This is a genomic window from Microvirga sp. (genome assembly GCF_014699075.1).
Classification (GTDB): domain Bacteria; phylum Pseudomonadota; class Alphaproteobacteria; order Rhizobiales; family Beijerinckiaceae; genus Microvirga.
Window position 1 is genome coordinate 119617 of sequence record NZ_JACXAB010000002.1, and the last position, 12367, is coordinate 131983.

Consider the following 12367-nt stretch of genomic DNA (forward strand, 5'->3'; position numbering starts at 1 on the left):
GTTTCAGTTCAGGGTCGATGACACGCCAAAGCGGATCAGCTGAATGTCTGCAGGACGAGCCTTCGGCGCCGGGCCCTTAGCGGTTGAGATCGTTTCGGCGGTCTTTTCGCGGATCGGGCGCAGTGCGAAGGACAGAGACCCGTTCCTCTGCGCCTTATTGAGCGAGACGATCTGCTCCGGGGTCACTTCGAGGGTAGCGGTGCTGCCGATCATCGAATGGGCCCCATCGCTCTTCTCGATGGTCTGATCGATCGCGATGATGCGGATATCCTGCATGAGGATCGTAGAGTCGACGTCTGTGCGGCCAGCGGCCGGGGCCTGTCCGGTCACATAGATGTCCACTCTGTCGTTCGGCAGGATCATGCCGCCGGCGGCGTTTGCTCCACCGGCATCAAGCCTGAGGGAGAAAGCCCGGTAGCCTTCTGGGAGAGCGGTCGCGAGAAATCCAGATTTGTCGGTGCGCAGGAGACGGGCATCGACAATCAGTTCGCCCTTCATGATCATGGCGGTAGCCGTGGCCTTTTCGTAATGGCTCAGGGCGTCCGGCTGCGCATCACGCTGGATCGCATTCGGGGGAACCGAGGTTTTCGGCCAGGTCTGCCAGCCGAGCATCGTCGACCTGACCTGCTGACCGATCTTAATGTCCTCACTGGCCACGAGGATCTCGGTCAGGTCACGCGGATCCGGGGCAGCGGGAGCCTCGATGGCTGCAACAGGCGCTGCCGGGGCAGGTTCCGGGGTCATCGCACTCGACATGATGAAGGCGAGGGAAGCCGATACGGCCGTGATCCCGAGGAGAGCTGCGGTCTTTTTGTTCATGAGCCGTGTCCGATGCGTGTAATGATTCGTGTTTGGCGAATTAAACTTCGCATGGCCCTTTTATATCTTTTTTTACCGCAGCAACTCGGTTTTTATTGGCCAGCAGCTCTTATTCAGACGTCCAGTGGTTAACGGTCAGAGCGGCGGCTGTGGCGGCGGCCAGTGTTAGAACCGGATCGGCGAATATCTCTTCCTGGCGTTCGACGCTGGCATAGGCCTCAACGGCATAGTCATAGACGACGTAATCCCGGCCCCGCTCGGCCGCAGCGCTTTGATTTTCCAGGGGATTTGACTGGCTGGCGATATGTTTCAGAGACAGCAGAGTTTCCAATAGTTCCATTTCTGTTAGGCCTCGCTCGAATCCAGCCTTGATGACTGCGGCGCATGCCTCATGGGAGAGGCGCAGCAGCGAGTGGGACCAGGGGAGGGTTAGCCGGTAGCCTCGACCGGACGTGCGAATGACGGAACCGGTTCGCACAATGATGCCTGTGTCGGGACTGAACCACTGGCAAGGCCGGCAGATGCTTGAGAATGCAAGAGCTTGGGCTGTGGCAAGGAGGTTTGGCTCAATGCAATGAGACCCCTTCAGGCTCTCGAGGGCTCGACCCCAGACGAGATCCCTCAGACCATTCAGGACAGCGGGCAATTCGACGGCGAGTGTCTTTTGCCCGGGTTTTGAGAAGGATGACAGAGCGAACTGAGTTCTTTGGAGCACGCCTTCGGTATCGTCAGCCGCAAGGAATATGGCTCTGGCGCGATGCATGATTTGCGTTTGCTCGACATCCTTGGTGTCGGTCCCGTCCGAAAGGGCCAAGGCGGCGGACAAGTAGCGCAGATCGAGAACTTCACGCTCGTTCTGGGCGGTCGCACTGCGGTTAACGATAAGGCTCAAGGCCCTGGCTAGGATCTCGGCAGAGGCACCACGTCCGCTGAGAAGGATCGGCTCATAATGACCGTCGGCCGAGGACGTCGCACCTGGGTCATAGACGATTTCGAAGCTGGACCGGAGGAAAGGGGTACGAGCGGAGGAGGATAGGTCTCGAATCATGGCGGTTTGGTTCTGCCTTCTTGGTTCAGCTATCCGCCAATATCCTGCATTACTGATGTCGCGCCATCCGTTTTAATGTGCTAATCCGAATTAAAGTTAGCAGCCAGAAAGGAGCCGCCCGAATGGCCGATGATTTGTTTAAGGATGTCCCTGATATCGTTCCGCCGACTGGTACGGCTGTGGTGCCGATTAGCGCAGGCGCAGACGAGGAGCCAGCTCCCGAGATAGACGAGGCTGTGGCGGAAACGGTTAGCGTATCCCCTGACCAGTTGCCTCCGCCTGAGGGGTTCACCCCAAAGGAAATTCAGGGCTCTATTTTTAGCGCTTCCGTCCAGATTTATAACAGCCGGCCAGAGGATCCTGGGTTTACGGGGCAGCGTGCGGCTGTGGAAGACGCTGCGACCCTATTCTCGCTCTGCGGGAACAAGCACGTTATGCGAGAGATCTTCGCTGAGATTACAGAGAAGCACTCCCTCCCTTATGACGTGTTTGCCAGGGCGGAAGCCGAGATCGAGGGCATGTTTCAACTGCCCAGCGAGAGCTAAAACAAAAGGCCAGGAGAAATTCCCGGCCTTTGCAATTGAGGGGAGCGCTGCGCGCTCCCTATTTTTTTGCACCAGCGAAGCGTTTGGCTGAAGTTGCGGCCGGGCGCCTCTGCCCTCCCGCTTTTGGTGCTGGGGATTTGCCGCCCGACCCGCCAGAACCGGCTTTTTTAGCGAAAGCCTCGTCCAGGAATTTGCCAGCGGCGACCTTGGACACGTTGTCGGGGTACCCTTCTGGCGGCGTTGCGCCCTTTTCTACGAGCTTCTTCACCCAATCCATCTGGCCTGGCGTGGCAGGCTCGGTGCCACGCTTCTTTGCAATCTCCTCGACGAACTTTTTGAGGGCGTCGCGATCTTCCTTGATGGCGTCCGGTAAGGGAGTGTTCGTTGCCTGGGCGAGCCGCTGGGCTTTGTCGAGGAGCCAGTCACCAGAACCGCCCTCGGTTTGGGATGCTCCGGTATGCTGGTCGATGAAGGCTTTGCACGTTTTGAAGTTTTTCGTGACCTCTCGGGGTAGGGGGATGTTCTTACGGCCGGCGATATTCTGAGCGTAAGTGACCATGGCTTTGGTTGGGGGAGTTGCCACTGCTGCCGTAACAGAACCCTTCTTCTGCTTGATGCTCGGGATCAGATTGTAGGCGACCTTCGAGATTTCCTTGATGATCTGGTCGGCTGTTGCCTGTCCGCTCAGGATATCGTCGAGGCGCGCTTCCATTCGGGCTGTCGCGGCGGGATCGACAACCACGGGGGCGGCCGAGACCAGGATCTGGTAAAGCTGCAGACCGAGGTCTGTGGGAACAAGGTTCTTCTTCTGAACCATGATCTGCCCTTGGAGCTTCAACCCTTCGATGATGGTGTCGCGGGTCGCCGGGGTGCCAATGCCCTTGGCTTCCTTGAGGCGCTCCCGCTCTGCCGGATCGTCGACGAACTTCCAGGCCTCCTGCATGGCCTCAATCAGGCTGCCTTCGGTATAGCGCGGCGGTGGCTTGGTCATTTTGACCAGCACTTCGGTTTCCTGCGCTGTGACGGGCTCACCGTTCTTGAGAGGGGGAAGCTTAGTCTCCTCCTCGTCGTCATCGGACTTGTCCTCGAAGATCTCTTTCCAGCCTGCATAGACCGGGACCGATCCTGTGACCGAGAAGGTGAACTTGCCAGGCGGAACCTCGGCGGCCCGAACGTCCACCCAGATCTTGGTCTGGTCGTAGATGTGCTGCTCGCCGATGGCCGCAAGATAGGTCCGGGCGATGAGATCGAAGAGACGCTTCTGGTCGGGGTTAAGCTGGGCGACCGTCTTGGCGAACCCTCCCGGGCAGTTGACGTTCGGAACGATGGCGTGGTGCGACACGCCCTCCAGCTGCTTGTCGCTGAAGATGCCGCTCTTGCCCTTGCGGATCACGGGAGCCTTCAGGGAATAGGAGGCATAGTCCTGAACCTCCTTGAGCATGGTCAGAAGCTGGGGCGCCTCCGGGATCATCGTCTCAGGCAGATAGCGGGTTTCCGAGCGGGGATAGGTGATGATCTTGAAGGTCTCGTAGAGCGCCTGAGCCGTGTCGAGGGTCTTTTTGGCAGTCCAGCCCCATTGGGACGCCCGCTTCTGGAGCGTGGGCAGGTCCATAGGTTTGGCTGGGGCGCGCTCTTTGCGCTCCGTCTTGACGTTCACCGGCCCAGAATAGGCTTTGGCGGCTTGTGCGATGAGTTGCGCCGTCCCACGCACGAAAATGCGGGCATCGTCTGAGGGGGCATAGAAGAGATTGGCCGGGCCCGAGGCGCCGAGCACGTTAAGCCGGATCTCGAAATACTCTTTTGGGACGAAGTTCCGGATCTCGAGTTCCCGCCGGCACAGAATACCGAGGGTGGGGCTCCGGACGCGGCCGATCCCGACCGGCTTCTTGCTGCCCTCTGGCCTCAGATTGTTGGTGGCAACCCGAGTGAGGGAGAGATTATAAATCTGGTCGGCCTGCTGGCGAGCCACGAAAGCATCGTACATGCCCTGGTACTCGGAATTGGGCTTGAGCGCCTTGAACGCCGCTTTCAGGGTCACAGGGTCCTGGGCGGTGAACATGGCTCGCCGGACTTTGCCCCGGAACTTGAAGAACTCCAGGAGGGACTGGCCGATCCCTTGGCCCTCTCGGTCACAGTCGGTAGCGATGACAACCTCGTCGGCTGTGGCCAGCGCCCGCTTGATCTTCTCCAGGGCTTCCTTCTTGCCGCCGCCTTCACCAGGAACGTACCCGTAGCGCCCGCCCTGGGGGTAGAGGAGATCGTCGGTCCACTTCTCCCAGGCTGGGTTGACCTCACCTGGCAGCTGCAGCCGCAGGAGATGGCCTTGCGCGGCGAGGACCTGCCCATAGGTGGTTCCGACGGCTGTCGAAACGTCACGGGCTTGGGACGGTTTTTCGCAAATGACAATGGAGGGCATGGATCGCGTGTTCTGCTATCGTTCTGGAATCAACCGGTACCATGCTCGAGGTTTGGGGACGAGAGCACGGGTGTCGCAGACTACAGTTTAATTCCATGCGCCTCAATTTATTTCGCGGCCCGCGGAGACGGAAGCCGGCAGTTATTCCCCGTCACTACTCCATCAGGGTAACCGCTATGATCTTGCTAAACGGCCCGTCTGCGGCAAGACTCGCCCCTTAGCGTTCGGAAATCGTTGGTACATTTTGGTTGCGTGAGTTGAGCCTTCTAGAATCTCTGTTCTCAAGCGCGATTTCACTTAGCGGCGGAGGAAGAAGTGGCTCCCGTCTCCAAGCCGATGGTTCTGGTGGTAGTTCATGGTGTTGGAGCTGTTGAGCCCGGCACGATGGTCCGTGAACTCTGCGGAGAGCTCGCTGGACCCTTCGAGCGTGATCTTAACGTTAAGGATCTTCCCCCAAAGCTAATCCCGACCGATGGACGACGATACCAGACTGCATACGAGTTATATTGGGCAGATCTGAAACCTGGCGGAAACACGAAACGCGCTCGCTGGGGTCGTCCCGTACAGGTGATGCTCGCGCTCTCGCAAATCGGGGCAGTGGGATGGGACGACGGTGAGTCTGGCATTAATGGATATAGCCAGGCCGGGAATTTGCTGCACAGGTTTATGTGGGGACTCGCGCTGTCGCTTTCTGCGATCTACTTTCCATTACTCCACATGACGGTGTTGCCTCAACCAGTCAGTATAGGCGTGGCACTTGTCTCGATCCTACCAACTTGGCTGCTAGCCTTCTCGCTGCGCAACCTTGACACTTCGGTCTGCTTTTCAGCTTATCTGACGCCGATGCTTGGCGCAGTGTCCATCTTCGCTGGGTATAAGGGCTGGGTCAGCACCGATAGAAGCGCGGAAATCGCTGCTTGGCTACTCTCATTAATCTATCTCGCAGTGATAGTTCTAGCCTTGAGTGCGGCTGTCGGAGTCACAATCAGGGGTGTGCTAGCATCAAATCGTCTGTCGTTTCGCTGCTACTTGGTACGGTTTGCAGCCCTATCCTTGCCATTTTCACTGTTGGGTGGAGGCTTAGGGGCTCTGTCGTGGGCCTTCAACTTATGGCTCAGTACATACTTCGGGCCTGGATCGCTCTCCCAATGGAATACCGCGTATACCAAGGCGTTGCCGTTTGATCTCGCGCTCCTAGAGTTTGCCTTTGCAGCGGCAACATTTTCATTCGGAGCCGTGTTTGCTATTGCCGGCGCCATCTATTTTGTGTGCATCAAGTTCGGACCTTCAGAAAGCCAATCAGGGAAACTCGGCGAGTTTCTAAGAGGCAGTATTGTTCCTGCACTCCTTGTGCTCGTTGTGGGGAACACGATTGTATCAGCGCTCTATGTCGTGAACGTGTTTCTCTTCCCAAGGGACGAAATTCTTCAATTCGGACTTTTGAGAGATGCTCATGACCTGCTGCTTCGGTTCGGCGAGGCCATAGTGCGTAAGATCGAGGGAGACGACTCAAGCCAATCTGGGACAGCCATCACGGCGTTCTCCATCTATGCGGCCTCAAGCACACGAATCGTAAGCTTTATTCCGTCCTTGTTCGGCAAACTCCGCCAACCTGCTGCGATTATCGCCGACGTAGTGCTGTGGCTGGCTCCCGAAAAAACCTTAAGCTATCGTAACAGCGCTCGAAGGTACCTCCCCGAAGAAGAAACCCTGAGCTACCGTCGCAGCGCCCGAAGGCGCCTCGCTGATCTCCTAAAGGCGATTGGACCGAATGTAAGCATTCATCTTCTGGCGCACAGCCAAGGAACGGTTATCGCAGTGGACACCTTGAGGAACTATGACGCCCAAAACATAGACCTGATCACAGCTGGGTCTCCGCTCGACTCCCTTTATAAGACGTTCCTGGGAATTGAGCTGCCCCGTCCGCCTTCTGTCCGGATTTGGAAGAATTTCTACCGAACCAGTGACTATGTTGGTGGCAATGTCTCAGCAGCTGGGACGAAAAAAAACAAGAGCGCTAACAACATCATCGTTGATCAGGATTATCGTTTGAACCACCTCGACTACTTCCGTGCGAGGGCAATCGTTGACCAGATTTTTCCCAGAGAAGCTCAGGATAAAAGCTCCCCGTCGGTGGTGCCGGGCGAATAGAGCTCCTTCGCAAAACTCTGTAGAGCGGCCCTTGCTCCGTCACTGCTTCTTGAGCATCTCCTATGGAGATAAAACATGATGACCAAGTCTCGACCGTTCTTAGCAATTCTCTGTCTTCTGACGGGCCTAGTCGGTGCTGGCAAGGAAGCAGCCTCCGCGCCGGGTGACATATTTGTCGAATTTTACGGATCACAGGTATCGTGGACCAGTGCTGAGTATGTTGGGCACGCCTTCACCTGTATTGCCTTGCATCTCAATAATGGGATCAAGGAAGATTGCTACGGATTCTATCCGAAGCAGGGTGGGAAGGGGCTGATCGATGGGCCAGGCATCATCAAGTCTGAACTGAAGGAGAATCCAACTCGGTTCAGCCGAATTTCGACAACGGTGAAAGCCAAAATAAGTGAGGAGCAGCGCCGTCAAATTCTCGCTCTTGCGAATGATTGGAACGCACGAGGCTACACCTTAACGGACTCAAATTGCATAGATTTTGTTCATGACGCTGCTGGGAAGATTGGCCTAAAGCGGCCAGACAGGTCGAGCTTCCAACTTCCGGCGGCGTATCTTCAAGAGTTGGACAGGCTTAACTAGAGCAGATTCGATCTAGAGATTTGCCCCATGAGCAGCTCTCGCTAATGGAGTAGTATCGCTCTTCCGAGGTCTCGTACCAACAAAAGTCTCCCGGCAAGCTTAAGCTATTAACTAGTGGGCTTTCTCAACCAGCGCTGATCTCAGGACAAACATCCCCTTTGGGACTAGGAGTGCCACATGGGTCCGTTGAGCTTAAAAACGTCTAGCCGTTTGTCATCTCTACTGCCGAGTTGGCTCGTAGTCATGCTCTTGGCCTGTGGTTTGCCTCCCCAGGCGATTGCTGAGGATAACCCGCTCCCTCCAGCAGATTGTCTTGTTGTTGACAGTGATTCTAATCTTGATGACCTTCGCGCCCTTTCTGTGATCGCCCCCAACCGGCGCGTTGTCGCGGTTGTAGCGACTGACGGGATCCTTCCCGCCTCGGAGGGAGCACTTACCCTCGCCCGTCTACTTGCAGCCGGAGGCGCCCAGGGTGATCCCATTGTGATTCAGGGGAACGGTCGCGCGTCGGCAGCGCCGGAGCCGCCCGCTTGGGGGTGGCTTCAGGACGCCCGGAAGGATGCACAGCGGCTTGATAACGGACTGCAGCGGGTCGTACAGGCGTCCCCGTTCCGCGTGTTGAGGCCGGTCGGACCGGATCGCTTGGCGGAAGCGGTATCCTCTGCCGTTCAGGACTGCTTGACCGTGGGCCTCGTTATGATCGGCCCATGGAGTTCTGGTGTGGCATATCTGGATCGAATTTCCGATCGATTGAGGTTTGTGCTCGCCCAAGGTCGGTCGCCCGATGACCCTGCCGATCCGGATTGGGATCGCGTCAATTGCCGCTTTGACATGGCATCCTGCCGAAGCGCAATGAACCACATGGGTGCAGTGCCCGTCGCCTGGATAGACTTCCCAAAAGACGGCCCAGCCTACCCTTTGGATGCCGATCTCGTTAATCGGTTTACCGCTAACCCACTCGCACAGGCCTTGCGAGGCGTGATGCAATCGGACGAGCAGTGGAAGATCCAACAGCTCTGGGACGATGGGCCAGCGATTTTTCTTCTGCGGCCTGAGGCGTTCAGGAAAGTGGGTGAGCACTACGAACCCGCTGTCACTCCCACCGAGATGCGGAAGATACTCGGGGAAATTGTCAGCGCACGTTGACTGAAAGCATCCAATAAGACTGGCAGGCTCCTACGCGCCGAAGGCCAACGCACACTGAAAATATTGACGCTTTGGACAAGCATGCTAAGCATCATGCGCTGGCGTCCCTAACGCTCACCAGGTGTGAGATGCCGGTTCCAATCGCCTTGCGACTCTTTCTGTCCGACAGCGGAATCAGCCGACGGATTCGTGGCCATGGCCTGCCCCATGTGGGGGATCCGCGTGTGATGGCAATTCAGAGTTGGACTACAAGATCCTTCTTTATGTCCGTGAGGGTGATCATGGCGTTCCGAGCATAATAGCAGACGACGAACTGTTGATTTTGGGTTTCCCGAAGCCAGAGAGCTTGTCGTACGCAGAGGAGCGCCTGCCCTCGCGCTCTTTGCCGAGAGAGGTTGCCTTGCGATCCCCACCATTTTTTCAAGGCGGCAGCATCTCGAGATAACTCCTACGGAATATGCGAGTCCCTACGTTCATTTCGAACGTCGCGGCAGTCGCGGTCGGTTAAAGTTTAGGAAGTTTGGCTTCACTGATGACAGAATGATCTGACCAGATCGGATTGTCGCTCTTCCAAATAAACGTGTCTGAGGCGATGCCTCGCCTGAGCGACAGAGATCTGGCCGCGACCGCCTTGTCTCTTGACGCGCAAGCCGCCAGGAGCACACCCCAATGCCCGCCTACGCGAACCGGTCGCCACAATGCTGTTTTCAAGTCGGCATACTGGGCTTCGACAAGCCGCGCATGACGTTGCGCACCTCTCTCAGTCCTGTAAGAAGCAATGAAGGTCCAATACTGAAATCCAGAGGCTGCGGTACCGCACTGCAAATAAGAATTTGCGTATTCTTCCGGAGAGGACGTCTCAAGCTCCGCTGCAGGAATGTTCGGGTTGGAGGCGTCCACACAGAGCCGATCGTTACGAAGTATTTCGCCGGTGAAAGCGCTCTGCGTAGAAGGGAACGGGTTGAGTGGGCATTCCGGAAAGGGGTAGAGCGGCCACTTCAGCTCATTGCGACTGCTCGATGATCCTAATACGCCTTTAGGGAAGAGTTTCAGGAAAACCTTTTCTCGCAAATAAGGATCAATCCAAATCCTCAGGCCCGTTTGCCGGTTTTTCCAATAATCGTGACCATAGTTATATTTAGCAGGGCCAGCTGTGGGGCGACTGTTATTTCTGGCATAGGGCAATGCGTGAGCTTGCCACTGATGATTTCCGTCGATGCTTCGAACAGCCCCGAACAATGCACTGAAGTTGCCCGCATAGGCCGGGTATACCGGTGTGCCGTACCGTGGGGAAGTATAGTCCGCACCCACCTGGTCTGCTATGAGTTCGTTAAGAGCATCCGGCTGCAGGAGCGACAGTTTCGCAAGCACAACAGCACTGTTAAGCGCTGCGAAAACCTCGGGATTGAGCTGATTATTGGATAGCCCCACGTCCGCATCAACCACGGATGCTACGTCGCTAAACCGGAGCAGATTTTTCCCCGAGGTGTCACCGCTGTACGCCTGATTCAGCCTGTCCCGGCTCGCATTGCTCGGGTCAGAAAGCAGGTCAAGGAAGTCGCGTGTTGTCGTGTCGGTTAGAAAGCCGACAATTTCCAGCCCCGCCTTGCGGAGCTCGGGCTTGAGTTTTTCAACGATTTTCTTCTGAGCCGTGCGGCTGGGAAAAATCAGCCACTGGAGTAATTCAGGCAGATCCTCGATTGCATCGTCGAACTTCTGGTTCAGATCCTCGACGAAATTCCGAACGGCACAGGTGGCCTCGCCAATCTCAATCGGTGCCGCGGTATATACAGAGCCGTAGCACGAATACCATTCGGTGTACTCTGACAGAGGGTTGCCTTCAGAAAGGAGCATCTTCATACCGGCGCGGTGGCTGGCGCCGATATATTCAGCCGTTGCCTTGTCTATATCACCAAGCCAGTTGTCGAGCAGTAAGGTGATAGTATTGTACTTATCTATCACCTTTTTGATTTCATCTACGATGGCCGTGACCTTATTTAGCTCACCGGCAATGCGCTCCTGTACTTTTCTTAGCTCCTCGACCGCCTTTCGCGCTGTCGCAACGATTTGTTCCTGGACTGCCTGTTCTGCTCTGGCCACATCGACCGCGGCTTGATAGGTGCCCTGGGCTATCCCCTTAACCGCTTCTTCGTGCCTCCTCCTGAGGTCATCGATGGTGTTTTTCGTTCCATCAACATTCGCTTGCGCTATTCGTGCAGCCTCGTTGGCTGCTGCTACCTGAGCGTTGAGGCCGGTAATATCTCCCTCAATCTTTGATATTTCGTTGTTTAGGTCCCCGGCCTTTTTCTGGCATTCCTTGACAAGGTCAGGGATCACAAGAAGATGGCAGGCAAGGTCGGCAATTTTCCCGCGCAGATCGCTAATTTTCCCCTGGAGCGACTTTATTTCGTTGGCGACATTGGCGGCAGTCTGGGCAGCAAAGTTAACCGCATCTACAGCGGCCTTGAGCTGCTCGGCAAGAAGCTTTTCCTGAAAAGTCAGAAGTTCAGGATAGTCTTGGATAAGCCTGTTGGCAGCATCTAGAGCCCCTAGGGCTGCATCTGTGGCGTTCTTCTTGAGAGCGAGCAGCTCCTCCGCAACGCGCAACGACACCTCGGCTGCTTCAAGCGCCGCTTTCCCCGTCGCTAAATCAATTTGCAGCTTCGCCTGCTTCTTGAAGTGATCGGCGCCAAAAGTGGTAATGCCTTCAACCAGGTTTTGGGTCTCTTGTTTAGCAATCCGAACTCCATTTCGGACATGATACATGGCCGTAAGGTGCGCTCCTGTCTTAGCCGCTTTGAAATTCTGAGTTGCGACATCCTCGTCAAGGATTAGGGTATCGCGAATAAACTCTGCAGGCGTTCTAAGGGAGGCTTCGAAGCCGACCGCATTTCCTGCTCTATCCAAAGGCGCTGGCGTTATCGATTCGATATACTTCTCAAGCAAGAAATGTCGCCGCTCCACTTCCCGCTCATCGTCGGTAAGCTCGAAGATGTCGCCGGCCAACGCATTTACGTACGAATGCGCGAAGATATCGCCCGCCGCATGTGCGACGAAGCCATACGAGAATGCTATGTCGGAGGGTGATGAGGCGCGACTGACTAATTGCCTCAGCCAATCATCGGTCTGCCATCCATTCGTAACTCCTGGATGTGTCGTCGTCTGACCAACTATTGGATCTGGAAATACATCCGGACCGAGGTTGCCCATGCGATACTGACCTGGGTTTGTCCGAAGCGCATTGAGAATATGGGGAGCAACGTCATACGACTTGCCTACGAGGTCTACGCGGCCATCGTCCAAGGCATCGTTGAGTACTTGCTGACCAATCCAAAAGTGCGTCTTGAGGCTCCAAGCGAGAGCGGTGTTCGGGCAAGCAAGGCTGCTCGCTAAACCAATTGTGGTTGCTAGGGTCAACGCACGTTGCATCTGGGCCTCCTCTAAGCGGGGATCAGTCACATAAGCGCGGCAACAAAGAGCAGTTTGGGACGATACTATTGAAAAGCTAAGCTAAGACTCTGGGGCACTCGAAATCAGTGCTAGGTGTTTGATGCGTGAGGATACCTTAACGCAGACCGCTTTTAAAGATCAGGCGTGTTTACTTGACAGACTGAGGCTTAGGGACGGCTATATTCAAGTCATATAACCCAA

The 12367-nt window shown here is 56.0% G+C and carries 8 protein-coding genes; 4 read left to right on the forward strand and 4 right to left on the reverse strand.

Annotation, left to right across the window (positions count from 1 at the left end; all coding sequences use genetic code 11):
- Positions 1–3 precede the first annotated feature (3 nt).
- Positions 4–819, reverse strand: a complete 816-nt coding sequence (gene cpaB, locus IC232_RS03630) for a Flp pilus assembly protein CpaB (RefSeq protein ID WP_190843556.1) — start codon at positions 817–819, stop codon at positions 4–6.
- A gap of 109 nt (positions 820–928) precedes the next feature.
- Positions 929–1711 (reverse strand): hypothetical protein, encoded by a 783-nt coding sequence (locus IC232_RS03635; protein WP_190843557.1) that lies wholly within the window; start codon positions 1709–1711, stop codon positions 929–931.
- A gap of 278 nt (positions 1712–1989) precedes the next feature.
- Here IC232_RS03635 and IC232_RS03640 point away from each other — a divergent pair, with 278 nt between their 5' ends.
- On the forward strand, positions 1990–2412 hold the full coding sequence (locus tag IC232_RS03640) for a hypothetical protein (RefSeq protein WP_190843558.1): 423 nt from the start codon (positions 1990–1992) through the stop codon (positions 2410–2412).
- Between the two features lie 58 nt (positions 2413–2470).
- Here the strand turns inward: IC232_RS03640 and IC232_RS03645 are convergent, their stop codons facing one another.
- Positions 2471–4828 carry a DNA topoisomerase gene (locus IC232_RS03645; protein ID WP_190843559.1) on the reverse strand — a complete coding sequence of 786 codons (2358 nt, stop codon included), beginning with the start codon at positions 4826–4828 and terminating at the stop codon, positions 2471–2473.
- 315 nt (positions 4829–5143) lie between these two features.
- Between IC232_RS03645 and IC232_RS03650 the strand changes: the two genes are divergently transcribed.
- The 3 genes from IC232_RS03650 (at position 5144) to IC232_RS03660 (ending at position 8716) form a co-directional block, all read left to right on the forward strand.
- A complete protein-coding gene (locus IC232_RS03650) occupies positions 5144–6979 on the forward strand; it encodes a hypothetical protein (RefSeq protein ID WP_190843560.1) in 1836 nt (611 codons plus the stop codon).
- 75 nt (positions 6980–7054) lie between these two features.
- Positions 7055–7570 carry a hypothetical protein gene (locus IC232_RS03655; RefSeq protein WP_190843561.1) on the forward strand — a complete coding sequence of 172 codons (516 nt, stop codon included), beginning with the start codon at positions 7055–7057 and terminating at the stop codon, positions 7568–7570.
- 720 nt (positions 7571–8290) lie between these two features.
- Positions 8291–8716 (forward strand): hypothetical protein, encoded by a 426-nt coding sequence (locus tag IC232_RS03660; protein ID WP_190843562.1) that lies wholly within the window; start codon positions 8291–8293, stop codon positions 8714–8716.
- Between the two features lie 504 nt (positions 8717–9220).
- Here the strand turns inward: IC232_RS03660 and IC232_RS03665 are convergent.
- On the reverse strand, positions 9221–12145 hold the full coding sequence (locus IC232_RS03665) for a zinc dependent phospholipase C family protein (protein WP_190843563.1): 2925 nt from the start codon (positions 12143–12145) through the stop codon (positions 9221–9223).
- Between the last annotated feature and the right edge of the window lie 222 nt (positions 12146–12367).